Below are 26,623 nucleotides of genomic sequence, written 5' to 3'. Positions count from 1 at the left end.
GCCAGATCTGGGGTCGGCCTGTCCAGCCAACGATGCTCAGGTCTCCCCGCGCCACTGGCTCATCAACATCTGGAGAAAGCGTTCCGCGGTAGGCGAGAGCAGGGCGCCTCGGCGACGGACGATCCCGATCGTGCGCGACACCACAGGGTTGCCTATCGAGCGCGTCACCAGGGTGGGATGATCCCCGTCCGGCGTAGCCATCTTCGGCAGGACAGACACGCCGATGCCGGCCTCGACCATGCCCAGTGACGTCGACAGGTGGGTCACTTCGTAGTGCCAGCTCAGTTTGAGGTTCTCGCGCGCCAGGGCGCCGTCCAGCAGCGTGCGGTTGCCGCTGGTGCGATGCACGGTGATCAGCTGGTGCTCGGCCAGATCGGCCCATTCAACCTTGCGCTTGCGGGCCAGCGGATGATCGCGTCGGCAGGCCAGCACGAAGGGATCTTCGGCCAGCACGTCGAAATCGAGATTCGGATCGTTGGCGCCCATGAAGTTGATGCCGAACTCGACTTCGCCACGCTCTACCGCCTGCAGGCCTTCGGTAGCCGGGATATCCAGGATCCGGAAGCGCACGTTGGGATGCGCTTCGTGGAAACGCGCCATCACGCTGGGCAGGAAGTAGAACGCCGCCGTGGGCAGGCAGGCGATGGTGACGGTAGCGCCCCGCGTATCGTCCCGGCCCCGCAGTGAGAACAGTGACCCATCGAATTCCTCCAGCATGCGACGCACCAGCGGCAGCAGGTTCTCGCCGACGGCGGTGGTGCTGACGCTGCGCGTGGTGCGCTCCAGCAGTGGCGAACCCACAGCCTGCTCCAGCTTCTGTATCCGTCGGCTGAGTGCCGGCTGGGAGACGTGCAGGATCTCCGCGGCGCGGTGGAAGCTGCGCGTCTCCGACACCAGCAGGAATGCGCGCAGATCGAGGATTTCGCAATTGATGCTCATTGGGTATCAATCATCCAAAAATCAGCAATTCACAGATCAATTGGGGTCATGCCAGTATCGAATCACAGAGGGGTCATTCATCCCCTATACGCATCAATCTAGCACACGTATGTCCAACGATCTGCTCAGCATTCCCTGCGTGCTCATGCGCGGCGGCACCTCCAAGGGCCCGTTCTTCCTGGCCAGCGACCTTCCGGCGAACACCGCCGAACGTGATCGCCTGCTGGTGGAAGTGATGGGGTCGGGTCATCCGCTGCAGATCGACGGCATCGGTGGTGGCAACGCGCTGACCAGCAAGGTGGCCATCATCGACCGATCCAGCCGGGCAGACGCCGACGTGGACTATCTGTTCGCCCAGGTAAGGGTGGAGCAGCAGGTGGTGGACACGTCCCCCAACTGCGGCAACATGCTGGCGGCGGTGGGCCCGTATGCCATCGAGCGGGGGCTGGTGCAGGCTCAGGATCCGCAGACCGAGGTGCGCATCCACAACGTCAACACCGGCAAGCTGATCATCGCCACGGTGGAAACGCCGGGTGGCCATGTGGTCTACCGCGGTGATACGCGCATTGCCGGCGCACCGGGCTCGGCCGCGCCGGTCAGGCTTTCCTTCCTTGATGCCGCAGGCGCCCGCACCGGCAAGCTGCTGCCCAGCGGCCACGCCCGGGAAACCATCGATGGCGTGCCGGTCAGCCTGGTGGACTGCGCCATGCCGATGATGCTGGTGCGTGCCGAAGACCTGGGCGTGCACGGTGATGCCTCGCCCGCCGAACTGAACGCGGATGCCGCGTTCATGCGCCGGCTGGAAGCGCTGCGCATCGAGGCGGGCGCCCGCATGGGCATCGCCGACGCCGGCAACAAGGTGATTCCCAAGCCGGTGCTGCTGTCGGCGCCGCAACACGGCGGCGATCTGCAGGCGCGTTACTTCATGCCGCACCAATGCCACACCGCACTGGCCATTACCGGCGCGGTCGGCCTGGCCACCGCCGCCGTCACGCCGGGCACGCTGGCCCACACTTTGGTCGGGTGCCTGTCCGTTCCCGGCAGCATTACCCTCGAACATCCGAGCGGGGACCTGCAGGTGGGCCTCAGTCGCAGCTCGGATGACGCACCGGTGATTGCCAGCGTGGTCCGCACCGCACGCCGATTGTTCGAAGGTCGCGTGTTTGCGACAACGCCAGTGCCTGCCATGGCCAGTTCCACCCAAGCCCGCCAATGGACGTCAGCGGCATGATCTGAACCCGGCAGGGCCGGCGCAGACGCGCATGCCAGCCATTACAACGTAGATGCTTCACTCCTGGGAGGGATGATGTACAAGCAGTTCTTCATGGCCGCGCTGTGCGCGGCCGGTCTGGCCGCGGCCGGTTGCAGCAACAGCGGGCGCCCCGATGGCGCATCCACCGGCACCGGTGACGATGCACCCGTGCGCATCAGCGTCGGCTCCTACAACCTCAACAACCTTCCGTTCTTCATTGCCGATGCCAAGGGCTACTTCAAGGACGTCGGCCTGGACGTAAAAACCGAGAACTTCGCCCAGGGTGGCTCGAAGGTGCTGCAGGCCCTGGTGGCGAATTCCACCGACGTGGCGGTCGGTTTCTACGACCACACCATCCAGATGCAGGCCAAGGGCAAGGACGTGGTGGCCTTCGTGCTGCTCTCGCGCAATTCCGGCCTGGTGATGGCGGGGCGCGAAGATGCCACGTTTGATCCTGCGCGACCGGAGTCCATCAAGGGCCAGAAGGTCGGCATCACGGCCCCGGGCTCCTCGTCCGACTTCTTCGTCCGCCACTTCCTGGCGCAGCACGATATTCCGGCCGACAGCATTTCGCTGATCGGCGTCGGCTCCGGCGCTGCTGCAGTCGCCGCGCTCGAGCAGGGCAAGATCGACCTGCTGGTCAACTACGATCCGGCTGCAACCCTGATCACCGAGCGCAAGGTCGGGAAGATCATCCTCGACGCGCGCAGCGACGAAGGCGCCCGCCAGGTCTATGGCGGGCTGTACCCGACCTCGGTGATGTATGCCAACCAGAGCTTCCTGGACAAGCGCCCCGAAGCGGCCGAGAAGATCGCCCGTGCCGAGCAGATGGCGTTGAAGTTCATCGCCGACAACAGTGCCGAGGAGATCGTTGCCGCGCTGCCGGACAGCTACGTCTCCGGCGACCGCGCCACCTATGCCCGCGCGGTGGAGAACGCGCGCGCGATCTTCACCCGCGATGGACGCTTCACGCCGGCCGACCTGGAGACGCCGTTGAAGGTGCTGCGTGAGTTCAATACCGATGTGGCCAAGGCCAACGTTGATCTGTCCAGGACCTACACCAATGCCTTCGTCCAGCGTGCCAACGCTGCGGCGCCGGCTGCCCAACCGTAAGCGGAGGTAACCCCATGGCCCTCAATGCCACCGTGCGCCAACTCAACGGCGCGCCGCAGCTGGAGCCTGCGCAGACCATGGTCGCCATCAACAAGGTGACCATGTCCTTCGGCGAGTTCACCGCCGTTCGCGATGTCGACATCCAGGTGGGTGACGGCGAGTTCCTCGCCATCGTCGGGCCCACCGGCTGCGGCAAGAGCACCATCCTCAATTCCGTAGCGGGCCTGCTGAAGCCATCCTCGGGCGACGTGGCGATCGATGGCCGCACGGTCAGCGGCGTGCAGGAGTCGGTCGGCTACCTGTTCCAGCAGGACGCCCTGCTGCCGTGGAAGACAGCTTTCCAGAACGTCGAGCTGGGCCTGCGCTTCCGCGGCGTGCCCGAAGCCGAACGCAAGGCCAAAGCCAACGCGTGGCTGGCCAAGGTCGGCCTGGCCGGTTTCGAGCATCGCTATCCGCACCAGTTGTCCGGTGGCCAGCGCAAGCGTGTGCAAATGGCGCAGGCGCTGATCGTCGAGCCGAAGGTGATCCTGATGGACGAGCCGTTCTCGGCGCTGGACATCCACACCCGCCACCTGATGCAGAACGAGCTGCTGCGCCTGTGGCAGGAGGATCGCCGCTCGGTGATCCTGATTACCCATGACCTGGAAGAAGCAATCGCGCTGGGTGACCGCGTGGTGGTGCTGTCCTCCGGCCCGGCGAGCCGCGTGGTGCGCAGTTTCGACGTGGATCTGGAACGGCCGCGCAATGTGGCCGAGATCAAGCTGGATGACCGTTTCACCGACCTGTACCGCGACATCTGGGCCTGCCTGCGCGGCGAAGTGGAGAAGAGCTATGCACGCCAAGACTGACAAATTCATCCAGCTCGCGCTGGTGGTCGCCGTGTTCGGCGGCTGGGAAGGCGGTATCGCGCTGGGCGTGATCGATCCGTTCTTCTTCCCTTCGCCGACGGCCATTGTGCAGCAGGCCTGGACCTGGCTGTCCGATACCTCGTTCTACCAGCATGTCTACATCACCCTTACTGAAACCGCGCTGGGCTACATCATCGGCACCGGCCTGGGCGTGGCTGGCGGTGTCTGGCTGGGCCTGAGCCGCCGTTCGGCGCGCATCCTCGATCCCTTCATCAAAGGCTTCAACGCGATTCCGCGCGTAGTGCTGGCGCCGATTTTCGTGTTGTGGCTGGGGCTGGGCCTGTGGTCGAAGGTGGCGCTGGCGGTCACGCTGGTGTTCTTCACCACGTTCTTCAACGCCATGCAGGGCGTGCGCGAGGTGAATCCGGTGGTGCTGGCCAATGCCCGCATCCTGGGCGCAAGCCGCAGCGATCTGCTGCGCCATGTCTACTTCCCGGCAGCGGCGAGCTGGATCCTGTCCTCGCTGCGCACCTCGGTCGGCTTTGCCGTGGTCGGCGCGATCATCGGCGAGTACCTCGGCGCTTCGGCGGGCCTGGGTTACCTGATCGCGCAGGCCGAGGGCAACTTCAATGCCGTGGGTGTGTTCGCCGGCATCATCATCCTGGCCGCCTTCGTGCTGGTCATCGACGCCCTGCTGGACGTGGTCGAGAACAAGCTGATCACCTGGCGTCCCAACGCCCAGGCACAGGCCACCAGCTGACCGGGCCGGGCTGAGCCCGCCTGCCGCGCCGCCGGTCCGATCCGGCGGCGCGAGCTTCCTCCCCCGATCTTCCCCCGCACCACCGCAACAGGCCAGCGCCGGGCCAGGGGGCCGGCTGGCCGGAGAGAGAGTCCATGAACCCTTCCACCGTGCTGCCGCTGGCAGCGCTGCCGGTCGCGCTCGGCCTGCTGTTGGCCAGTGGCCACGCCGACGCCCAGTCTGTTTCATCCCCGCCCACGCCACTGAGCCAGGCCGAGCTGTCACGCTTGGTGCAGCAGCAGGCGCTGCAGATCCAGCAATTGGAAGCGCGCCTCCGCGCCGTCGAGGGCGGGCAGGGCAGTGCGGGGGCACCGTCAACGCCGCCCGCGCCTGCGCTGGAAACGCGGGTGGCCGCACTGGAATCCGGCCAGTCCAGGCAGCCCAAGGTCTCCTGGGCCAAGGGCGCACCCGAGCTCAGCAGCGCCGACGGCACGACGGTGTTCCGTCCCCGCGGCCGCCTGTTCGTCGATGCCTCCAGTACGGACGGTTCGGCGGTCGGTGATCGCAACGTTTCGGGCACCGAGGTCCGTTCGGTGCGCCTGGGGGCCGAGGGACGCTACGGCACACTGGGCTGGGTGGTGGAGGGTGACTTCGCCGACAACGCGGTGGCCTGGAAGTCGGTCTACGCCACGCTGGACCACACCCTGTTCGGCCTGCCGGCCGATCTCACGCTGGGCAACCGCTTGAACGATCGCGGTATCGATGGCTCCAGCAGCACCTCCAACACGCCGTTCCAGGAACGCAACGTGGTCGGCACGTTGATGCTGCCGCAGCGCGGCCTGTTCGGTGTCGGGCTGACCGAGCGGGTGTACGGAAAGGGCTGGCACGCCAGCCTGTCGGTGGCCGGCAACGATCTCAACAACGCCGGCACCGACAACGACAGCCAGACCTGGGCCACGCGCGTGCACTGGAATCCGCTGGGCACCGCTGGCGCCACGTTGCATCTGGGCGCATGGGCGTTCCACGAGAAGATTCCCGCCGGGGCCAGCGGCGTGGTGCGCAGTTCGGCCATCGCGGGGCATTTCAACGATCTGGTCAGGATCACGCCGGGCACACTGCTGGGCGCCGAGCGCAGCACCGCCTACGGTGCCGAACTGGCCGGCTTCTTCGGCCCGGCGTGGGCAACGGGCGAGTGGGGTACGCGAAGCCTGCGCGGGGCCGATGCCGGCGGTCGCTATGATCGCGACCACGCGGCGTGGGCGATTTCTGCCGGCTGGTTCCTGGCGGGGGCGCTGCCGTCGTACTCGGGCAAGGCCGGTACCTGGGGGAAGGTGAAGGTCGCCGATCCGGTGACGCGCGGCGGCGGTGCCTGGGAGCTGAAGGGCCGCTATGAAGACGTGGACTATGCCGAGCTGCCCAGTGGCGGTACCGGTAACGCGTGGACCCTGGGCGCGAACTGGTACCTCAACGATTTCAGTCGCGTGATGTTCGAAGCCGTGCGCTGGCAGACCCGTCACCGCAGCGGCAGTGCAATGGGCAGGGATGAAGGCACCACCTTCAATACCCGCCTGCAGCTGGTCTTCTAGGGCAGGGGCGCCGCCTGCACTCTGGTCACAGCAGCAACAACGCTGCGATGAGTGCAGGTGGCATCACCAGCGCGCCGACGCGCAGGAAGTCGAGCGCGCTGACATGCTCGCCTTCGCGACGCAACGCCATCAGCCACAGCATCGTGGCCAACGAGCCGGTCACCGACAGGTTCGGGCCCAGATCCACGCCGACCAGCAATGCGGCACGGGTCTGCGCCGGCAGGTCCGCCATCTGCCCCAACGAACCAGCCGCCAGGCCGACCGGCAGATTGTTGGCCACGTTGCTCAGCAGTGCAGCGGCGCCGCCGGCCAGCCAGCTGGCCTGGTGCGGCGACGTATTCGCCAGCGCCTGCAGCGCGCTGGCCGAACTCTGGATGACACCGGTCTGCGCTACCGCTTCCACCAGCACGAACAGCCCAGCCACCAGCGGCAGCACCCCCCAGGATACGTGGCGCAGCAGCGGCAGCGGGCTGCGTCGCTGGCGGATCGCCACTGCCACCACGCTCAGCGTGCCCGCGCAGAACGTGGTCAGGCCCAACGGCCCGTTCAAGGCGGACGTCACCAGCAGCACAGTGCCGGTGAACAGCACGCCCAGTGCGCTCAGTCGGCCGCCGTCGGTCAACGGGCGATGCGCCGGCGCGGCCACCAGCGGCTGTGCGATTTCGCGACGGTGCACCCAGCGCAGCACAAGATAGGTCGCACCGATCGCCGCCAGCGAGGGCAGTGCGAACTGCGCCAGCCACTGCAGCAGCGGCGGCATGTGCTGGCCGTACACCACGAGATTGGCCGGGTTGGAGATGGGCAACACGAAGCTGGCCGCGTTGGCGATGAAGGCACAGACGAACAGGTACGGCAGGGGATTGGCCCGGGCCGCCTTGCAGGCCGCGTAGACCGCCGGCGTCAGCACCACGGCTGTCGCATCATTGGAAAGAAACACCGTTACCAGCGTGCCGACCAGGAACACCAGGTCGAACAGGCGTCGCCCGGATCCGCCCGCGTGCCGCACCGCGTACAACGCCAGCCAGTCGAACAGCCCTTCGCGGCGTGCGAGCTCGGCCAGCACCATCATGCCGACCAGGAACAGGTAGACATCGCGGCCCTCGGCGACTGCGTGCCAGGTAGTGCCGAACGACACAGTGCCGCTGAGCGGAAGCAGCGCGGCCGCACCGAGCGCCCACACATACTCCGGAATGCGGAACGGACGGAACAGCAGGCCGACAGTGGCAACGGCCACCGCCATCCAGATGATGAGGGAAGAATGGGAAGCGAGCATGGGGTAGGGGGCGTGCGCGGTGCCGTCCATCGACCGCGTCGCCGGTTCTCCGGCGCATGTGATCGGCGTGCAGGCGCCCGCTGCGATCAGTGCAAGTGCCGGGGTTGCGGCATCATACCGTGCCGGCTGCCCAGCAAAGGCCCTGGCGCGGCACGTTACGTGACGGCCGCACCAAGGCATTCAACACCGCGCCTACTGCGACGCACACTCCACCTTGCGATCGAACTCGGTGCCCAGTTCGACCGAGGTGATCGCAAGCGTTGTGCCCTTTCCGGCGCGCAGCGCAAACGGCACGTTCAAGCGGCTCATGTCCGCACCGGCGTTGGCCAGGCACTTGAGGGGAACGCCCAGCCTGACCCACTCATTGCGCGGCGCCGCCGACAGCGCGGGGCCCAGCGCAACCTCGGCAGCACAGGCCGCCCCGCAGGCGGTACCGAGTGTCACTGCGGATTCCGCCGGGAGCTGCTCGACACGCATGGTCGCTACCAAGGACAGCTCGCCGTTGGTCTCGCGCGACCAGTCCAGCGGAGTATTGGCCTGCAACGCCACCGTGGCCGGCGCCCGGAAACTGAACCGGCGTGCGCCCTCCTGCACATCGGTGTTGATTGCGACCATCGCCAGTGACTGGTCGGCAGTCGTTGCATTGGGGTGCACGACATCGGTCGATTCGCCATTGGCGGCAGTCAGGCGAAGCATCAGCCCAGTGCCGGCCACACCACGATCGAACAGGGTACCGCTACCGGCGGCGTCCGGATCAATGCCCGGGTCCTCGGAAAGCGCAGGCAGATTTCCCTTGTCGGCATAGGTCAGGCCGTATCCGAAGGCGAACTGCGGGTCGTAGTCCTTCTGCCCCACGTTGTTCTGGTACTGGTTGGCGCGGCGTGGCCAGGAGTAGCTCAGCTTTCCGCGGAAGTCGTGTTGCACGCGCCCATCGGCCCCACGCAGCAGCACATCGGCCACGCCCCCACCTTCCGATCCCGGCAGCCATGCGGCCACGAAGGCATCGGCGGCGTTGATTTCGCGGTTCAGCCACAACGGGCGCCCGCTCAGGAACACCCCCACGACCGGAATGCCGTCTGCCTTCAGGCGTCGCATCAGCTCCAGGTCTCCGGACTTGCCGTTCTTGAACATCAGGTTGGGCAGGTCGCCCTGGAATTCGGCATACGGATCTTCGCCGAACACCACGATGGCCACATCCGGCCGGTTGCGGTAGCGGCCATCGACCGCCAGTTCGGCCTGGCCGCCGCCCGACCTGACCTGTGCCTCCAGACCTTCCCAGATCGTTTCAGCATTCGGGAAGTCCTCGCGACGCGTGCCATCGCCCTGCCAGCTGAGCGTCCAGCCGCCCGCCTGACGGCTCATGTCGTTCGCGCCATCGCCCGCAACCAGCACCCGTTGTTTCGGCGGGAGTGGCAGCAGCTGGTTCTGGTTCTTGAGCAGCACCAGCGATTCACGCACGGCCTGCCGCGCCACCTGGCGATGCGCCCGCGCCCCGAGCAGCTCGAATCTGCCGCCCAATGCGCGCTCGGACGGCTTGGGTTTGTCGAACAGGCCCATGCGCATCTTCGCCCGCAGAATGCGGCGAACGGCATCGTCCAGCCGCGCCTCCGGCAGGCTGCCGTCCTTCACGTGGGCCAGCGTGCTTTCATACATCCCCTTCCAGCTGTCCGGCGCCATCGCCATGTCCAGGCCCGCCACGTAGGTCCTGGCGCAGTCGGTGTTGCTGCAGCCCTTGATCTGGCCATGGCCGTTCCAGTCACCGACCACGAAGCCGCCGAAACCCATCCGGCCCTTCAGCACATCGGTCAACAACGGCTTGTGCCCATGCATCTTCTCGCCATGGAAGCTGTTGAAGGACGCCATCACCGACTGCGCGCCCGCATTGATCGCCGGCAGGTATCCGGCGGCATGGATGTCGCGCAGTTCTGCCTCGCTGACCGTGGTGTTGCCCTGGTCCTTGCCGTTGCCCGTGCCGCCATCGCCGAGAAAATGCTTGACCGTGGTCATCACGTGGTGGTCGTCGAGGAAGTCGGCCGCGCCGGCCTTGCCCTGCAGGCCTTCGACGAAGGCCCCTGCATAGCTGGCCACCAATGCCGGATCTTCCGAGTAGCCTTCGTACGTGCGCCCCCAGCGGTCGTCCTGCGGAACGGCCACGGTCGGCGCGAAGGTCCATTCCATGCCGGTCACACGGGTTTCGGCCGCGGTGATCCTTGCGATCTCGCGCAGCAGTTCCGGGTTGCGCGCTGCGCCCAGGCCGATGTTGTGCGGGAACAGAGTGGCACCCACCACGTTGCTCTGGCCATGCATCGCATCAATGCCCCAGACGATGGGAATGGCCTTGCCACCGTTGCGCGTGTCCATCGAGGCTTCCCAGAACGCGTCGGCCAGCGCAAGCCATTCGGCGGGTTTTGCGTTGTAGCGGCCACCTGGGTCGGATGCGCCGCCCGCCAGTATTGAACCCAATCGATATCTGCGCACGTCGTCGGGCGTGATGCTGGCGATATCGCCCTGCACGATCTGGCCGACCTTTTCTTCCAGCGTCATTGATGCGATCAGCGCGTCGATGCGTCGTTCCATGGCCGGATCGTTGGCCAGTGGCCAGGTTGCCTTGGGCCAGTGCGCGGGAGTGATGGTACCTGCGTCGTTCACCGGGGCAGGGGCCGCACCGGTCGCAGGCACCAGCGCCATGGCAAGCGATGCAGCCAGCAGCAGGCGGTGAGGACGTAGAACGGGGTTGCGCTTCGCACGATCGGAATGACGGACGTTCATCGGAACAATCATCTCGGAAGGGTGGCTTGGGTGGGCTCGGCGACCAGAAAGCAAGCTGACAGCGTTGTCAGTCGGAACCGAGCATACCCAGCCGGTGGAACGAATGCTTGCTGCACAGCGGCATGGGTTTTGAGGATAAAGTTGCATCTGCATCCACATTCCGTGGTGCAGGATTTCGGTAGAGATGGTGAGGCTATGACGGGCAGAGGGCGGGGGATGCCGGGACCTGAGCAGGTGCTCGCAGGCAGGCCGGGACGCGTGCGGATCGAGGATGTCGCGGCAACGGCCGGGGTCTCGATGAAGACCGTCTCGCGGGTGCTCAACAACGAGCCGAACGTCTCCAAGAGCACCCGCGCCCGGGTGGACGCGGCAGTGGAAAAGCTGCGCTACCGCCCCTTGCCCTCGGCACGGGTCCTCGCCGGCCGGCGTTCCTACCTCATCGCGATGCTCTTCGATAATCCGTCCTCGAACTATCTGATGGAGATCGAGATGGGGGTGCTGGACGCATGCATGGAACGGCACTACAACCTGATGCTCGCTCCGCTGATCTACGACGCGGCCGATATCGTGGAAAAGGTCGAGTCATTGATCATGCAGTCGCAGCTCGACGGCGTGGTGCTGACGCCGCCCCTGACCGACGACACGGCCCTGCTGGAACGCCTGGTCGACCTGGGCATTCCTTACTCCAGCATTTCGGCGAAGGAACAGAACCGGAACGTGGGCGTCGTCGTGGATGAAATCGGCGCGGTGGTGGCGCTGATCGCACACCTGGCCTCGCTGGGCCATACCCGCATCGCCCATATCAAGGGACACGCCGCGCATGGCGCAAGCATGTGGCGCCTGGCAGGCTATCGCGAAGGCCTGCGCAGGGCAGGCCTGCGCTACGACCCCAGCCTGGTGCTGGAAGGTGAGTTCTCATACGAATCCGGCTACATCGGCGCCAACGCACTGCTTGATCGGCCTGATCGGCCGACTGCCATCTTCGCTGCCAACGACGATATGGCGGCCGGGGTCATCTGCGCGGTGTTCGAGCACGGCCTTTCGGTGCCGGGCGACATCTCGGTCTGTGGTTTCGATGACACGCCGATCGCCCGCCAGATCTATCCGGCGTTGACCACGGTCTGCCAGCCCACCCGAGAGATGGGCCGGCGGGCGGCCATGGAGCTGATCAAGGAAGTGCGCGAGCTCGGCAGCGGTGGCGTGGTCGATATTGACTACGCCCTGCAGGTCCGGCGATCCACGGGGCCGGTCCGTCACGATTGAACGCGGTCCAACGGCCTGCCGGCGCGATCGGGACGCCGCGCTGGCAGGGCAGGGGCGCGGTTCAGCTCAGTGGCCCGCTTCGGTTGCCAATCGCTCCAGATCAACACCCTGGCGACGAAGTGTACGGCCGGCCGCCCAGGCGTAGAACGCCAGATAACAGAAACACAGCACGCCAATGATGAAGCTGTAGTGCACGCCGACCTTGTCGGCAAGCGCACCCTGCGCCCAACTGACGATGCCGCCGCCCATGATCATCATGATCAGCAGGCTGCTTGCCTGGTTGGTATGGCGGCCCAGGCCGCTGATGGCCAGGGTAAAGATGCAGGGCCACATCGTGCTGCAGAACAGCCCGACACTGATGAAGGCGATCACACTGGTCATGCCGGTGGTGAACATGCCGACCAGCTGCGCCGCAATGCCACACACGGCAAAGTACCGCAGCATGCGCGACGGATTGCCCCTGCTGGCCAGGGTGGCAATGATCATCAGGACGATCACCGGCGCGTAGTGCAGGAACTGTGCGGAGTTGTGGCCAGAGATCGCGTTGACGGCAAGGTAGATGGCGAACGCGACGAACGGCAACACCAGCATCAACAGCTTCCGGGTGCCTGCGCGCACATCGAACGCGCCTGCGGCACCACCCCAGCGGCCGATCATCAGGCTGGCCCAGTACAACGACACGAACGGGGCGATCACCGAGGTTTCCAGCCCCAGTCCACCCTTGCTCAAGGGCTGCTCAAGGTAGGCTGGAAGATTGTCGATGGTCGATACCTCCACGCCGACGTAAAGGAAGATCGCGATCATGCCCATGACCAGCTGCGGGTAAGCGAGCGCAGATCTGCGGTCTGTCTGGTGATCTGCCCCGGTTGCACCTGCGGGGACCGTCGCGGACAGCTCGACATGATTGGGCACGCTCGAGAGCCGCAGCAGCACGGCTACCAGTACGAAGGCGGCGCCCAGCACCAAGTATGGGATCTTTACGCTCTCGATGCTCGCCTCTGTGTTGCCCGCTGACACGCTGCCAAAGATGGCAATGCTCACCAGCAGTGGGCCTACCGTCGCGCCCAGGTTGTTGACACCGCCGGCCATGGTCAGGCGCTGCGATCCAGTGGCCGGATCACCCATGATCACCGCCAGCGTATTGGCTGCGATCTGCTGGAGCGAGAAGCCCAGGCCAACGATGAACAGGCCGGACAGCATCAGTGCAAACGAGCCGGTGTTGGCCGCGGGATAGAAGAGCAGGGCACCCAGTGCCGAGACCAGCAGGCCAAGGCAGATGCCGTTGCGGTAGCCCACCCTGTGCAGCAGGTCGCTGCCGATGGCGCGGGAGACGGCGATGTAGATCAGCGAACCGGCGGTGTAGGCAACGTAGAAAGCCATCGCCACGTACATGCTCTGCGCCTGGCTGAGATGGAACGCCTTCTTGAACACCGGAATGAGGATGCCGTTGCTTGCGGCAACGAAGCCCCAGAAGAAGAAGACGGTGATGAGTACACCGAACTGCGACCAGCGGGTTGTGTGTTTCATGATTCTCGTGTCATCGCGGGCAGGGCGACGCCCCGTGCGTTGTCGCACAGGGCGGGACGTGGTGATTGCGCACGGAGGGCCGGCGAAACCGGCCCTCCTTCAAGGCTGCGTTGCTCAGAACTGGTAACGCAGGCGCAGGCCGTAGCTGCGCGGATCGTTCAGGAAGCGGACGTTGATGCCGGAACCCACCAGCGCCTTCTGCGAGACGTCGTTGCCCAGCAGATTGTTGCCCCAGGCTTCCACCCGCCAGTTGCCGCTCAGTGAGGTGAAGCCAATGCCCGCGTTCAAGGTGGTCTCGCCCTTCTGGCGGTCAGGGAAGCCGGCCGCAGCGGCACTTTCAATACGGTCATGGACCAGCTCACCAGTGGCCGGATCCTGTCGGATGAACTCTACGTCCCGGTTGTTGTACTGGGTGAGATAGAAGGCCGAGCGGTACGAGGCCAGCAACTGCCAGTCGAAGGTGCCAAAGCGCAGCTCGGTCGTATGCTGCAGGCGCACGTTGAAGGTGAGCTTCGAGGCCAGCGGCAGTTCATTGCCGGACAGGTCGATCAACGAAGTGGCGCCACCGGCGTCGTAGTTCTGGCTGCGGACATCGGCGACGGTGCCGCGCTTGATCTCACTGTCCATCCAGAGTGCATTGATGTTGACCATGAAGTTGTGCGGGAGTCGCAAGGTGCTTTCCGCCTCCAGGCCGTACACAGCGGACTTGCCGACGTTGCGGTTGACCAGCGCATAGCCGGTGGCTTCACCGGTGGTCGGGTTGGTGGCGATCACCGCCAGGTCCTGGAACACCTGGTCGCTGTAGTCGTAATAGAACCCGCTGACGTTGAAGGTCGAGGTGCGACCCAGCATCTGGAAGGAGTTCTTGCTGCCGATTTCGTAGGCAATGATCGATTCGGGCTTGAAGGTCTCGGGAATCTCCTTCGGATCAAACGTGTCGTTGAAGCCGCCCGCCTTGTGGCCGGTCGACACCAGGCCGTACAGCAGGCTGTCGTCGCTCACGTCGTACTCGAAACCCGCGCGCCAGTCGGTAAAGCTGAACTTGCTCTTGCCGAACTGCTGGGCCGGAATCGCGCTGACCTGGGCCCAGCTCTGGTACGGGCAATCGACGGTATCGCCACCGATGTCGGGACGGTCCACGCAGCCGAATGGGCCGCCATCGGGCACCGCGCCGATCTGCTGCAGCAAGGTGTCGTTGCGACCGTGTCGCAGCACGCCCTGCAGCAGGAAGCGGGCCATCTCCGCCTGCGAGGTGATGTTGCTGACATCAAAGTTCGGACGGCTCATGAACGCGGGCTCGAAGCCGGGCGTGCCGAGGCGCGTGGCAAAGTCCCCGCCCTGGCCAGGCAGGCCCAGCGACCAGTTGCCGCCGATGCCGTAACGCGACTTCTTCTCCTCGGAGTAGCGCAGGCCGCCCTTCAGGCGCAGGCGATCGTTGACGTCGAACGTGCCATCGGCGAAAACGGCGGAAGACTTGCCATTGACCTTCGGCATGGTGAATTCAGTGCCCGAATACCAGCGCCCTTTGTCCACCAGCGAAAGGTAGCCCACCCGCTGGTCCTCGTTGAAGTGGAACAAGCCGGTGGTCCAGCGCAGCCGCTCGTCCTGGTCGGACGTGAACCGCAGCTCATGTACCTGCGACTCCGACTCGGTCAACCAGTACTGGGTGGAGTAGTTGTCGTAATCGATGCCACCGGGGTTGCTGGGCGATACCGGATCGATGTTGCGGCCCGGCCAGAGGATGCCTTCGCTCTGCGCATTGGTCTGGCGGTAGTCCACGTTGCGGTAGCTGCCGTTGTACTCCACCGCCACCTTGCCGAAGTCGTAGGAAATGCTGGTCTGCGCCCCCCAGTTGGTGCTGTCGAGCTTGCCCTGCGCGCCACGGTAGATGATCTTCCGCAGGTCGACATCGTCCGGCAGGTAGCCGGCCCTGGCGGCGGTGTAGACGTTGGCGCCGGGATAGCCCGTGCCGCCTTCCTTGCCGATGTCGGCCATGGCGAAGATCGACAGCTTGTCATCCGGCTGGTAGAGGAACGACAGTCGAGCGCCCCGGTCGTCCTGCACGCCAGCCGGTTCCAGGTCCTGCGCGCGCCCCGCATTCTTGAACGGAGAGTCCTTCTCCACCTTGTAGCCGGCCACGCGGAAGGCCGCGCCACCGCCGATCGGCAGGTTCAGTGCGAACTCGCCACCCCGGTGGTCACGATTACCGACTTCGGCCTGCACATATCCACCGAAGGCTTCCAGGTCGGGGCGCTTGGTGATGATGTTCAGCGTGCCGGCCAGCGCATTGCGGCCGCGCAGCGTGCCCTGCGGGCCCTTGTTGATTTCCACCCGCTCGACATCGTAGAACATGCCGCCCAGACCGCGCGGTCGTGCAATGTAGGCCCCGTTGATGTGAGGCGCGGCGCCCGGATCACCCAGTTCGGTGTTGTTCGAAGAGCCCACGCCGCGGATGAAGATCTCCAGGTTGCCTTCCTGGTTGGCCATGCTCATGCCCGGCACCAGGGCCTGGATGTTGCGCAGCTCATTGTTGATGCCCAGCGCACGCGTATCGTCCGCGGAAATTGCCTGGGCGGTACCTGCATATTTCTGCAGGTCCTGTTCCCGGCGTTCGACAGTGACGATGACGGCGTCCAGCGTTGAGGCCTCCCGTGCCTCGCTGGTGGCGGTCGAGCTGCTTTCCTTGGCTGATTGCGCTGCGACCGGCAGCGCTGCAGTGGCGGTGACGATGGTGGCAAGTACTGCCTGTGCGAGTGTGCTCTTCCTGAAATGGCCGGTCATAGGGTCCCTCTCTCCCCATAAGTGATGTCTGGACGTTCCCGCGCCACGCGCCGGACGTGGGCTCTTGTAAGCGCGACCTGACAACGCTGTCAATCAGAATGAATGATGGATGACCAGAAGCCCGGGAAATCAGACAGTTGAGCGATCATCAGTGCTGCCTGGCACGCCGCATTTGCTGCAATGCGAAACAAAATCGGGCGGCCTTGCCCCTTTCCTGCGACTGCAACGGCCGGATCGGAACCATCAGAAAGCGGGTCCGCAGGAAGGGCCATCGGCTTCGCGTATCCGCTGGCGGACTACGGGGCCATGCAGGGGGCGTGGTGCTGATGCTGTTATGTGGCCGGGCATGACTTCAGGCACTCGGTCGTGACTACAGCTGTAGGCAATGTGGACAGGCATTCACCGGAAGAGATGCCCATGAAAACTGCACGATGGTTGTCCAGCTTCGCGGCCTTGATGCTGGCCCTCCCTGCACTGGCCAGCACGACCACCACGGCCGACGCCGTCGCGACGATCGAACGCAACGCCCGTGCCGCGCATTCCGACGCGGTGCTTGTCTGGAAGGATGGAAAAACACTCCTGGAGCCACAGCCAGAGACCGGCGAGGAGCCGGTTCACCTCATGTCGGCCACCAAGTCGGTGGTGGCGCTGGCCATCATGCTACTGCTGGACGACGGAAAACTGGCCTCGGTCGACGAGCCGGTAAGCAACATCTTCGCGGAGTGGAAGCAGGGGCGGAAAAGGGACATCACGGTACGCATGCTGCTGGACCATACCTCTGGCCTGCAGAACGTGGCCAACGCGGGGGAAGAGCTGGAAGCTGCGCCGGACCTGGTCAAGCTCGCACTGGCGGCAGAGCTGAGCAGCGATCCAGGTACCACGTTCTCGTACAACAACAAGGCTACCAATCTGCTGCCCGGCATTGTCGAGCGTCTGGCAGGGGAACCGATGGATGCCTACGTTGAGAAGCGCCTGTTCAAACCGCTGGGCATTGCCCGATATACCTGGTTGAAGGACGGTGCGGGCACCCCCTTGGGCATGGCCGGATTGTCGCTGACTGCCCGCGATCTGGCGAAGATCGGGCAGCTGCTGCTTGATGGCGGCGTGACCCCGGCGGGTACGCGCGTGCTGAGCGAGCGGTCGGCGGCGCTGCTGACTGGAGCAAGTGCCCGCTCCCAGGATGTTGGTCTTCTTTGGTGGCGCATTCCAGCATGGGAGCGTTATGAGCTGAAAGGCCAGATGGCCGACTTCCTGGCGCGGCATGGGGTCAGCGCTCCGGTCCAGCAGGCATTGCTGGCCACCGGGGGCAGGGTATTCGACAGCAAGAGCGCATTGATTGCGTACGTGGCCGAGCGACTTGGGGCGGACTGGCCGCAGCACTATGGCAGCGAGATCACCGGTCGTGGACTCAAGCTGTCCGACATGTTCGACATCCAACGCGGCCCCACCGTTGCCTACGCCGCCAACGGTTACCTGGGCCAGCACCTGGTCATCGTTCCGCAACAGCGCGTGGTTGCCGTGCGCCTCATCCACCGACGCGACAGCCATCGCGCGCCACTGGATGACTACGCGACATTCCCGGCGGATGTACTCACGCTGGCCCAGGCGCTTCAGTGAACGGAGGAGCCGGGCCTGCGCCCGGATCCTCGTCCACTGCTTCATGCTGCTGGCCGGAGTGGCAGGGTCTGGCAGGGCGCGCCACTACTTCGGCATCAGCACGGTATCGACAACGTGGATGACGCCGTTGGATTGGTTGACGTCGGCGATGCTGATGCCTGCTTTGCCACCCTTGGCGTCGATCACCCACAGCTTGCCGTCGTGGAGCGCCACGGTAAGCGGCTCGCCTTGCACTGTCTTCAGCGTGGCTTTTCCACCGTGCTTCCTGGCATCGGCCAGGAGCTGGGCGGAACTGAACCGTCCTGGGACCACGTGGTAGGTGAGGATCCGGGTGAGCTGCGCCTTGTTTTCAGGCTTCACCAGTGTATCGACCGTGCCTGCTGGAAGCTTGTTGAAGGCGGCATTGGTGGGCGCAAAGACGGTAAAGGGACCGGCGCCATTGAGGGTCTCGACCAGGCCTGCGGCCTTGACCGCTGCCACCAGCGTGGTGTGATCCCTGGAGTTCACGGCGTTTTCAACGATGGTCCTGGTCGGGTACATCTCGGCCCCGCCAACCATTACCGGATCTGCGGCGAAGCTGGCGGAAGCGGCTGAGACGAATACGGCGAAGCTGACTGCGGCGGCGATGCGCTGAAGAGCGTTCACGGTGTGTTCCTCGATAGGATGCCCGCACAGCGCGGGCATCCTACATACGGCTGGCGGGAGCGCCTGGATGCACCGGATGCAGGCCGGGTCAGTCAGGGGAAGGGCCGTGATGCGTGTCGAAATTCTCCCTGCAGCGGCGGAATTCCTCGGCGTGTCCCACTACCCAGGTCCACATCGGGATCATAAGAACCAGCAGCTCCCTGCCCAGCGGAGTGATGGTGTACTCCACCCGCGGCGGAACCTCACGGAAATCCTGCCTATGGATCAGTCCGTCCCTTTCAAGCTGACGCAGGGTACGCGTCAGCATACGCTGCGTGACTCCTTTCATCCGCCGCGCCACATCGGCGTGACGCAGTGTTCCGTAGACCCCCAGGGCGTGAATGATGCCCAGCGACCAGCGGCTGCCGGCATGCGCGAGCACCTCGCGGCGCAGACCGTCGTCGTCCGCGCTCATGCCGTCGCATATCGATTGTGAATGTCGCAGAAGCTCATCGGTGCTCATGAACGGTGCGGTCGGTATCATCGGTGTGCCTTCTTACGTGGCAACGAGGGAGGGGCGCAGAATCGCCGCCATCGTACACACTGATGGTGGTTTCAATGTCTCCCCCGATTGTTTCCCGCTCAATCCTGGTCCTGGGTGCCGGCGAACTCGGAATGCCCGTCATCCGCAACCTGGCCCAGCTCGCGGTTGTGCATGACGCAACCATCAGCGTGATGCTGAGGCCTGCGTCGATTGAATCCACACTACCGGACAAGCGTACGGTCATTGACCAGATCCGCTCGCTGGGAGTGGCCCTCGTTCCTGGCGACCTGGTCACTGCCACGGTCGATGAGCTGGCTGATCTATTTTCCGGTTATGACACGGTCATCGGCTGCACCGGCTACGCCGCTGGCCGCGACACTCCCATGAAGGTAGCGCGCGCCGCCGTGAAGTCGGGCATTACCAGGTACTTCCCTTGGCAATTCGGGGTCGACTTTGACGCCATCGGACGCGGCGGGCCACAGGATCTTTTCGACGCCCAGCTGGATGTACGCGACTATCTCCGCTCACAGGCCGAAATGGACTGGGTGGTCATTTCCACCGGCATGTTCACCAGCTACCTCTTCGAGCCGGAGTTTGGCGTCATCGATCTTCCCGGCAGAAAGGTCAATGCACTTGGCACAGCCTCCAATGCGGTTACGCTGACCACGCCGGAGGACATCGGTGCAATGACTGCACAGATCGTCTTCCACTCGCCCCCCCTTCTAAACGAGATCGTCTATCTTGCGGGAGACACACTCCGTTATGAGGAGCTGCCCGCAATCCTTGAGGAACACTTCGGTGTTCCGTTCAAGCTGAACGTGTGGAGCGTTCCCCAGCTGATGGAGGAGCTTGCCGGTGACCCATCAAACATGATCAGGAAGTACCGTGCCGCCTTCGCCCAAGGCAGGGGCGTCTCCTGGAGCCTGGATGGGACGTTCAATGCAAGCATTGGCGCGAAACTGGAGGGTGTCGACGACTGGCTGAAAGCCCACTTCGAGACTTGATGAGCCGTTGAGCGGCAATCGCGTGGACGAAAACGGATTCTCCTACAGACTCCAATCGACCCGCAGGCCGGCGATCAGCGCATTCGGCAGGTCCCGCTGGCGTGCGGGTTCATTGAACTGGTCGGGATGCACGACGTAGTGCAGGTTCGGCGCGACCCGAAGCTGTGGGGTGAGCTGGATGCCATAGCTCAGCTCCATCATCACCTGGCTTCCGTGCGGGGTGCCGCTGCCACCCGCCGCGGCACGGGCAAGGCGCAGGTTTTCCAGTGCGATGCTGCTGTACTTCTGCTGGGTCACGACGAAGGCGATGCTGTCCTGCGGCCGGCTGGCGAACGTGCCTTTCTGCACAAGCCCGGCCTGCAGGAAGTGATCCTCGATCAACTGGCCGGAGGTACCCTTGAGCGCGGCACCGAAAAGGGTCAGGCCGCGACCATTGCCATCGCCGGTAAGCTGCTGCTCGAAGCGCGCGAACGCACCGGAGCGACCGTGGCGTGTCACGTACTCCTGGCCACTGAGCAGCGCGGGAATGCCGTTGGCATCGCGCAGCGGGTCGCGATAGGTCGAGTTGTCCTGCCAGCCACCCAGTTCATAGCGGGCCTTCAAGCGCGCCGATGCCGGGCTGCGCCAGCCGATCGTGTACGGCACGATCCACCCGGTGGCCTGGTTCGTACTCCATTTCAGGCCGTGCTGGCCGTCCTCGGCCTGGCTCGGGTCGACCTGGTACGCGCCCACGCGAACGTAGACATCCGGCGTCACCCAGACCGTGGCATCGGCCATCCAGCTCGATACCGGCCACCAGGTGAAACTGCTGGTGCGGAACACGTAGGTCGGGTTGCCGCAGGCCGAGTTGCCCTGGAAGTACTGGCACAGCTCCGAGCCGAGGTGGTGGATGTTGGCGACGCTGCGCCCGGCTTCCAGCACCAGTCGGTCGTTCAGCAGTTTCTGCTCGAGCGTCAGATTGGCCAGGCGCGTGCCCTGGCCGCCGTAGATTTCCTGCACCGAGGTGCTGTTGCCCGTGCTGCTGTTGGCGAGATTGGTGCCGTGGCGGTTGATGCCGTACGCCTTGACCGTCGCACCCCTCCAGCCAAACGCAGCGTCCAGGTCCACGTCGGCACCGAACATCAGCTGGCCGGCATACGCCGTACCGCTGCGCTTGCCGCCGTCGAGCGTGGCGGCGGCTTCGCCGGTGTAGGCAAGCTTGGGGATGAGGACATCGCTCGCGTCGGCGGCTGCGGCCAGCGACGGCAGGACCAGCAGGATCGCTGTCGGCAGCAGGCGGCGGGAAGGGGAGGTCATGGGCGGGGCTCCGTGTGCAGGGCGTAGGTCGTTGAGCCCCTACGCGCGCAGGGACCGCGAAAGGACCGTGAGGGCAGGGGGATCAGGCCGCGGCCGTCACCGGCTTCTTGAGGATGCGCAGCGCGACTGCGGTGACGGCCACGCCAGCCAGCAATGCCAGCAGGTAGATGCCGAGATGAGTGACCGCATTCGGGATCGGCAGCACGAACACACCACCGTGCGGCACCTTCAGCTCGACGCCAGCAGCCATCGAGATCGCACCCGCCACCGCAGAACCCAGAATGAGTGCCGGAATGGTGCGCAGCGGATCACGTGCGGCGTAGGGGATCGCGCCTTCGGTCACGAAACTGAGGCCAAGCACGCCGGCGGCACCGGCCGTGCCGCGCTCCTCGGCGGTGAAGCGGTTGCTGAACAGCCATGTCGCCAGTGCAATACCCAGCGGCGGCGTCATGCCGCCGATCATCGTCGCCGCCATCGGCGTGTAGACCTGGCTGGAAATCAATGCAGTAGAGAACGCGTAGGACGCCTTGTTGACCGGCCCGCCCATGTCCACCGCCATCATTCCGCCCAGCAGCAGGCCAAGCAGGATCGCGCTGCCGCCCTGCATGCCGCGCAGCCAGTCGGTCAGCCACGCCAGCAGCCCGGCGACCGGCGTGCCGATCACGTACATCATCAACAGGCCGACCAGCAGCGTGCCCAGCACCGGCAGGATCAGCACCGGCTTGAGGCCTTCCAGGCTGCGCGGCAGGCGCAGCGCACGGTTGATCCAGTGCACGCCATAACCGGCAATGAAGCCAGCCAGGATGCCGCCGATGAAGCCAGCATCCATGTTCACTGCTACCAGTCCGCCGATCATGCCGGGCGCAATGCCGGGCCGGTCGGCGATGGAATAGGCGATGTAACCGGCGAGCGCCGGCACCATCAACATGAAGCCGGACTTGGCGCCGATCTGGAACAGCGACCACGCCAGCGTGCCCTTGTGCGCGTCATCGAAGGCATAGATGCCGCCGAGTGCGAACGCCAGTGCGATCAGCAGGCCACCGGCAGTGACGAACGGCAGCATGAACGACACGCCGGTCATCAGATGCTTGTAGGGGCCGGTGGCCCTGGTTTTTTCGGCCGTGCGGCCCGGAGTCGCGGTACCGGCCTGCACGCCGGCCTCGGCCAGCGCCTTGCGGATCAGGTTCTGGCCATCGTTGATCGCCGGCTTGGTGCCACTCTTGAACAGGCGCTTGCCGGCGAAGCGCGACAGATCGACTTCGCGGTCTGCGGCGATCAGGACGAGGTCGGAGGCAGCGATTTCCTCGTCACTCAACGCGTCCTGCGCGCCGACCGAGCCCTGGGTTTCGACCCGGATTGCATGGCCCAGCGCCTTGGCGGCCTGTTGCAGGCCCTCCGCCGCCATGAAGGTGTGGGCGATGCCGGTGGGGCAGGAGGTGACGGCGACGATGCGCTTGCCCGCATGCGTGCCGGCGTTGCCCGACACCGCGGCCGCGAGCGGTGCGAGCGCCGCAACCGGGTCGTCCAGTACCTCGCCCAGGCTGGCATGCACGATCCCGGCATTGGCGAAGCGCGCGATGTCCGCCTCCCCATCACCCACCAGCAGCAACTGCGTCGCGGCGGCGGCGTCCGAGGCAGACAGTGCGCCGGTCACGCCCTGGTCGCTGCGGATCTCGATCATCAGCTCGAGCCCGCGCTGGCGGGCGGCGCGGCGCAGCGCTTCGGCGGCAAGAACCGCCTCGATGCTGCGTTCGCCGGCGGCGATGACTACGGTGAAAGCGTGCATGGAAACTCCTGGAATTCTTCGGGCTCGTGCTTGCCGAAAGCGCTGCGGTCAACCCGAAGCCAACCGCCGTGCTCCCGGCCGGGGGTCAATCCAACCGCTCGATCAGTACATCGCCGGTCCAACCGCGTACCTGCGCCGGGTCCAGCCGTCGTGCGTCACCGCTTTGCAGCCGGCTCATCGAGAACGCGGTCGCCAGCCGCGCGCAGCCGTCCAGATCGATGGACGGCTCCAGCAGGGCGGCAGCGATGCCGGCCACCATCGCGTCGCCCGCACCGACCGTGCTGCCCTGGGCCAGTCGCGGCGGTCGTGCGACCAGCGCGCCGCTGCGATCAATGAACAGCGCGCCGTCGGTGCCCATCGAGATCGCTACGAGCGCAACGCCACGTTCGACCAAGGCCTGGCCAGCGACGCGCAGGGCGCTGCGGTCCGGCAGCGGGGTGCCGGTCCAGGCCTCCAGCTCCTGGCGGTTGGGCTTGACCGCGTAGGGCAGTGCACCGGCGGTGTCACTCAATGCAGCCACAAGTGCGTCGCCGCTGGTGTCCAGCAACACGCGCGCACCGGCGGCGACGACCTGCGCCTGCAGTCGCGCCCATGCATCGGACGGCAGTCCAGACGGCAGGCTGCCGGACAGCACCACCGGAAGGCCCGGCAGCAGCAAGGCGCCAAGCCTGCGCGACACTGCGTCCAGAGCGGTATCGTCGAGGGCCAGGCCGGGCAGGTTGATGTCGGTGGTTTCGCCGTTGTCCTCGTCAACCAGCTTGATGTTGGTGCGGGTGCTGCCGGGGATACGCAGGCAACCATCCACGATGCCGCGCGTGGAGAAGAGCGCGCCGAACACACCGTCGTTGCCGCCACCGAGCACGCCCAGCGCGGTGGTCGGCACGCCCCAGTCGGCCAGGCAGGCGGCCACGTTGATGCCCTTGCCACCCGCATCGTCGCGGCTGCTGCGGGCGCGGTGCACATGGCCCGGCCGCAGGCTGGCCAGCCGCACGGTCTGGTCGATCGCCGGGTTCAAGGTAACGGTGACGGCGCGGGCGTTCATGCGCGGGCTCCGTCGAGGGCGCGCACCTGCTCGGCGGTTTCGCAGTCCAGCGCCGTCGCAGCCAGCGTTTGCAGATCGGCCAGCGCGCTGCCACGCAGGCGTGCCTTCACGGACGGGATGTCGTTCGGGGTCATCGACAGTTCGTCCACGCCCAGCCCTGCCAGCAGCATCGCGCCGAACGGATCGCCGGCCAGGCCGCCGCAGACACCCACCCAGCGCCCCTGCGTGCGTGCGCCGTCCACCGTGGTGCGGATCGCGCGCAGCACGGCCGGGTGCAGGCTGTCGGCCTCTGCGGCCAGCTCCGGGTTCTGGCGATCGATCGCCAGCACGTACTGGGTCAGGTCGTTGGTGCCGATCGAGAAGAAGTCGGCGTGGCGCGCCAGCACATCGCTCTGGGCGGCCGCGGCCGGTACTTCGATCATGATGCCGATCGGCACGTCGGGTGCCTCGAGTTCGGCGCGCAGGCGCTCGCAGATGGCACGCAGTGCGACCAGTTCAGGCACCGAGGTGATCATCGGGAACATGATGGACAGGCGTGCACCGTCCTTGGCTGCGCGGTACAGCGCACGCAGCTGCGGCTCAAGCAGATCCGGGCGGCGCAGCAGCAGGCGCGCGCCGCGCACGCCGAGGAACGGGTTCTCCTCGTGCGGCAGCTCCAGGTGGGCGACCTGCTTGTCGCCACCGATATCGAGCGCACGCACGATCAACGGACGGCCTTCCAGCGCTTTGGCCATCGCCATGTAGGTTGCGTACTGCTCCTCCTCGCTGGGCGTGCTGCCGCGTTCGAGGAACAGGAATTCGGTGCGCATCAGGCCGACACCTTCCGCGCCCTGTTCCAGCGCCAATGGCACCTGCTCAGGCAGGTTCACGTTGGCGCCGATGTCGATGCGATGGCCGTCGGTGGTCTGCGCCGGCTGCGCGCGTTGTGCGGCTTCGCGCGCGCGGATCTGCTGCTGCTCGGCGATCCAGGCGCGTGCCGAAGCAAGATCGGCCTCGGAAGGGGACAGGTAGAGCCGCCCGCTGCTGCCGTCGATGATCGCTTCGCGGCCGGCCTTGATCGCCAGCAGTTCGGCGCCACCGGCAACCAGCGCCGGCAGGCCGAGGGTGCGCGAGAGGATGGCGGTGTGCGAGGTCGGCCCGCCCTGCGCGGTGGCCAGGCCAATCACGCGGGCAGTGTCGAGGTTGGCCGTGTCGGACGGCGACAGGTCGGCCGCGAGCAGGATGCACGGGTGCGCGGGCAGGTCGGCCAGGCCGCCACCGGCGGCCGACGGATCAAGCTGCGCCAGCACTCGGCGGCCAACGTCACGCAGGTCGGCGGCGCGCCCGGCCAGCACCGGGTTGCCCAGCGCGGCCAGGCCCGAGGCGATGTGTTCGATGGCCTGGTACCAGGACCATGCGACGCCATGGCCTTCGACCATCAGCTGGCAGGTACGGGTAATCAGGTCGGTGTCGTCCAACAGCGCGGCATGGGCCTTGAAGATGGCTGCGTCCGAGGCGCCAAGCCGGCGCTGGGTGTCATCCTGCAGCGCGGCCAACTGCTGGCGGGTACGTGCGAGCGCGTCCTGCAGACGCGCCCCGCCTTCGCCGAGCGGGGCCGGGCGATCGGCAACATCGGCCTGCGCGCTGGCCAGTACATGCAGCGGACCGATGGCCAGCCCGGGGCTGGCGCCGATGCCGACGATCGCCGCCTGCGCTTCGGGCGGATTCCAGCCCGCGACCGGCGCCGCCTTCCGCTGTGCTGCACGCTCCGCATCGGTCTTTTCCTGCGCCACCAGCCCGTCCATGGTCTTGCGTAGTGCAGCCAGCAGTGCGGGGGCATCGGCGCCCTCGGCAGAAACACGCACGGCATCGCCCTCGCGAAGCCCCAGCTGCAGCAGCGCCACCAGACTCTTGGCATCGGCCGCCTGATCGCCCGCGCGAACCTGGGCCCGGGCCGTGAAACCCCGAGCGGTCTCGGCCCAGCGCGTGGCCGGGCGCGCGTGCAGTCCGCTGGGGTAAGCAATGGTCCAGTCGAAACGCTCGGCCAGGTCCGCCACCGGAACGTGAGTGGCAGAGACTGCGACATCGCTGGCCAGCGCATTGACGATTTCGCTCGCATCGTGGGTCGTGAACAACCGCTGCAGCGCGGCCTCGTCCTGGATCAGGCGGGTCAGCCTGCGCAGCAGGGTGATGTGGGTATCGGACTGGGCGGCAATGCCAACCACCAGGCGGGTGACCTGGCCGGGGTTCCATTCCACGCCTTCCGGCAACTGCAGCACCGCAATGCCGTCGCGGCGCACCAGGTGGCGGTCCTCGCCGAGCCCGTGCGGGATCGCCACGCCATGGCCGAGGAAGGTGTTCGCCAGCGCCTCGCGGCGTCCCATGCTGGCCTCGTAGCCCGGCGCCACGCAGCCGGCAGCGACCAGCATCTGGGCCACCTGGGCGATGGCATCGGTCTTGTCCTGTGCCCGCGCGTCCAGGCGGATCAGTTCCCGGCTGACGGGGGAAGGGGAGGTCAGGGGCGACAAAGCGGGCTCCGGGAGGGATGGCTGAGGCGTATTGGGAACGTTCCCACTGCACATTTCAATGTGCACTGCACAAAAATCCAATAGTCCTTTGGCGTTAGCATTGTCCTGAACAG

At 65.8% G+C, this 26,623-nt stretch carries 20 protein-coding genes; 8 read left to right on the top strand and 12 right to left on the bottom strand.

The genetic code is table 11. The features are described 5' to 3' along the window. Positions 1 to 36 precede the first annotated feature (36 nt). Positions 37 to 939, bottom strand: coding sequence for a LysR family transcriptional regulator (locus AC5P8Y_RS08955; protein ID WP_033834226.1), 903 nt, complete (start codon positions 937 to 939; stop codon positions 37 to 39). Between the two features lie 109 nt (positions 940 to 1,048). On the opposite strand from AC5P8Y_RS08955, the gene AC5P8Y_RS08950 reads away from it, so the two are divergent. The 5 genes from AC5P8Y_RS08950 to AC5P8Y_RS08930 all read left to right on the top strand — a co-directional run bounded on the left by AC5P8Y_RS08950 (position 1,049) and on the right by AC5P8Y_RS08930 (position 6,477). Further along, on the top strand, positions 1,049 to 2,170 hold the full coding sequence (locus AC5P8Y_RS08950) for a 4-oxalomesaconate tautomerase (protein WP_033834225.1): 1,122 nt from the start codon (positions 1,049 to 1,051) through the stop codon (positions 2,168 to 2,170). 75 nt (positions 2,171 to 2,245) lie between these two features. Then, positions 2,246 to 3,304, top strand: a complete 1,059-nt coding sequence (locus tag AC5P8Y_RS08945) for an ABC transporter substrate-binding protein (RefSeq protein WP_049430588.1) — start codon at positions 2,246 to 2,248, stop codon at positions 3,302 to 3,304. Positions 3,305 to 3,318: 14 nt separating this feature from the next. Beyond that, entirely contained in the window at positions 3,319 to 4,152 is an 834-nt protein-coding gene (locus AC5P8Y_RS08940) for an ABC transporter ATP-binding protein (protein ID WP_005413494.1), read from the top strand. Then, positions 4,136 to 4,912, top strand: a complete 777-nt coding sequence (locus tag AC5P8Y_RS08935) for an ABC transporter permease (RefSeq protein ID WP_005409726.1) — start codon at positions 4,136 to 4,138, stop codon at positions 4,910 to 4,912. Before AC5P8Y_RS08940 ends, AC5P8Y_RS08935 begins: the two co-directional genes overlap by 17 nt. A gap of 134 nt (positions 4,913 to 5,046) precedes the next feature. Continuing rightward, entirely contained in the window at positions 5,047 to 6,477 is a 1,431-nt protein-coding gene (locus tag AC5P8Y_RS08930; protein ID WP_495201929.1) for an OprO/OprP family phosphate-selective porin, read from the top strand. Between the two features lie 25 nt (positions 6,478 to 6,502). Here the strand turns inward: AC5P8Y_RS08930 and AC5P8Y_RS08925 are convergent, their stop codons facing one another. Together AC5P8Y_RS08925 and AC5P8Y_RS08920 are read right to left on the bottom strand one after the other, a co-directional pair. Further along, on the bottom strand, positions 6,503 to 7,780 hold the full coding sequence (locus AC5P8Y_RS08925; RefSeq protein WP_080240879.1) for an arsenic transporter: 1,278 nt from the start codon (positions 7,778 to 7,780) through the stop codon (positions 6,503 to 6,505). Between the two features lie 162 nt (positions 7,781 to 7,942). Then, positions 7,943 to 10,519: a glycoside hydrolase family 3 protein gene (locus tag AC5P8Y_RS08920; RefSeq protein WP_495201928.1), complete on the bottom strand. Its 2,577-nt coding sequence runs from the start codon at positions 10,517 to 10,519 to the stop codon at positions 7,943 to 7,945. Positions 10,520 to 10,735: 216 nt separating this feature from the next. On the opposite strand from AC5P8Y_RS08920, the gene AC5P8Y_RS08915 reads away from it, so the two are divergent. Beyond that, complete coding sequence (locus tag AC5P8Y_RS08915) at positions 10,736 to 11,782, top strand: LacI family DNA-binding transcriptional regulator (protein WP_049404472.1); 1,047 nt, start codon at positions 10,736 to 10,738, stop codon at positions 11,780 to 11,782. A 66-nt stretch (positions 11,783 to 11,848) separates the two neighbouring features. Here AC5P8Y_RS08915 and AC5P8Y_RS08910 read toward each other — a convergent pair whose 3' ends face one another. The 3 genes from AC5P8Y_RS08910 to AC5P8Y_RS08900 all read right to left on the bottom strand — a co-directional run bounded on the left by AC5P8Y_RS08910 (position 11,849) and on the right by AC5P8Y_RS08900 (position 16,362). Then, entirely contained in the window at positions 11,849 to 13,357 is a 1,509-nt protein-coding gene (locus AC5P8Y_RS08910; protein ID WP_495201927.1) for an MFS transporter, read from the bottom strand. Positions 13,358 to 13,423: 66 nt separating this feature from the next. Beyond that, on the bottom strand, positions 13,424 to 16,090 hold the full coding sequence (locus tag AC5P8Y_RS08905) for a TonB-dependent receptor (RefSeq protein WP_495201926.1): 2,667 nt from the start codon (positions 16,088 to 16,090) through the stop codon (positions 13,424 to 13,426). 89 nt (positions 16,091 to 16,179) lie between these two features. Then, positions 16,180 to 16,362 (bottom strand): hypothetical protein, encoded by a 183-nt coding sequence (locus AC5P8Y_RS08900; protein WP_152907131.1) that lies wholly within the window; start codon positions 16,360 to 16,362, stop codon positions 16,180 to 16,182. Positions 16,363 to 16,507: 145 nt separating this feature from the next. On the opposite strand from AC5P8Y_RS08900, the gene AC5P8Y_RS08895 reads away from it, so the two are divergent. Beyond that, on the top strand, positions 16,508 to 17,707 hold the full coding sequence (locus AC5P8Y_RS08895) for a serine hydrolase domain-containing protein (RefSeq protein WP_495201949.1): 1,200 nt from the start codon (positions 16,508 to 16,510) through the stop codon (positions 17,705 to 17,707). 84 nt (positions 17,708 to 17,791) lie between these two features. Here the strand turns inward: AC5P8Y_RS08895 and AC5P8Y_RS08890 are convergent, their stop codons facing one another. Together AC5P8Y_RS08890 and AC5P8Y_RS08885 are read right to left on the bottom strand one after the other, a co-directional pair. Further along, positions 17,792 to 18,391: a fasciclin domain-containing protein gene (locus AC5P8Y_RS08890; protein ID WP_204301401.1), complete on the bottom strand. Its 600-nt coding sequence runs from the start codon at positions 18,389 to 18,391 to the stop codon at positions 17,792 to 17,794. Positions 18,392 to 18,440: 49 nt separating this feature from the next. After that, on the bottom strand, positions 18,441 to 18,854 hold the full coding sequence (locus AC5P8Y_RS08885) for a winged helix-turn-helix transcriptional regulator (RefSeq protein ID WP_495201925.1): 414 nt from the start codon (positions 18,852 to 18,854) through the stop codon (positions 18,441 to 18,443). Between the two features lie 95 nt (positions 18,855 to 18,949). Here AC5P8Y_RS08885 and AC5P8Y_RS08880 point away from each other — a divergent pair, with 95 nt between their 5' ends. Next, positions 18,950 to 19,879: an aromatic alcohol reductase gene (locus AC5P8Y_RS08880; RefSeq protein WP_495201924.1), complete on the top strand. Its 930-nt coding sequence runs from the start codon at positions 18,950 to 18,952 to the stop codon at positions 19,877 to 19,879. 42 nt (positions 19,880 to 19,921) lie between these two features. Here AC5P8Y_RS08880 and AC5P8Y_RS08875 read toward each other — a convergent pair whose 3' ends face one another. From AC5P8Y_RS08875 to ptsP, 4 genes are all read right to left on the bottom strand, one after another. Further along, positions 19,922 to 21,175, bottom strand: coding sequence for a carbohydrate porin (locus tag AC5P8Y_RS08875; protein ID WP_111108937.1), 1,254 nt, complete (start codon positions 21,173 to 21,175; stop codon positions 19,922 to 19,924). Between the two features lie 82 nt (positions 21,176 to 21,257). After that, a complete protein-coding gene (locus AC5P8Y_RS08870; RefSeq protein WP_033834217.1) occupies positions 21,258 to 22,961 on the bottom strand; it encodes a PTS fructose transporter subunit IIC in 1,704 nt (567 codons plus the stop codon). Between the two features lie 85 nt (positions 22,962 to 23,046). Further along, complete coding sequence (locus AC5P8Y_RS08865; RefSeq protein WP_033834216.1) at positions 23,047 to 24,003, bottom strand: 1-phosphofructokinase family hexose kinase; 957 nt, start codon at positions 24,001 to 24,003, stop codon at positions 23,047 to 23,049. Further along, positions 24,000 to 26,510, bottom strand: a complete 2,511-nt coding sequence (gene ptsP, locus AC5P8Y_RS08860) for a phosphoenolpyruvate--protein phosphotransferase (RefSeq protein WP_495201923.1) — start codon at positions 26,508 to 26,510, stop codon at positions 24,000 to 24,002. The genes AC5P8Y_RS08865 and ptsP overlap by 4 nt, the downstream gene beginning before the upstream one ends. Positions 26,511 to 26,623: the final 113 nt, after the last annotated feature.

This window comes from Stenotrophomonas sp. YJH_SMC_12-1 (assembly GCF_059370935.1).
Note: the sequence above shows the minus strand (reverse complement) of the source record. Positions and strands in the feature narration are given on the sequence as shown.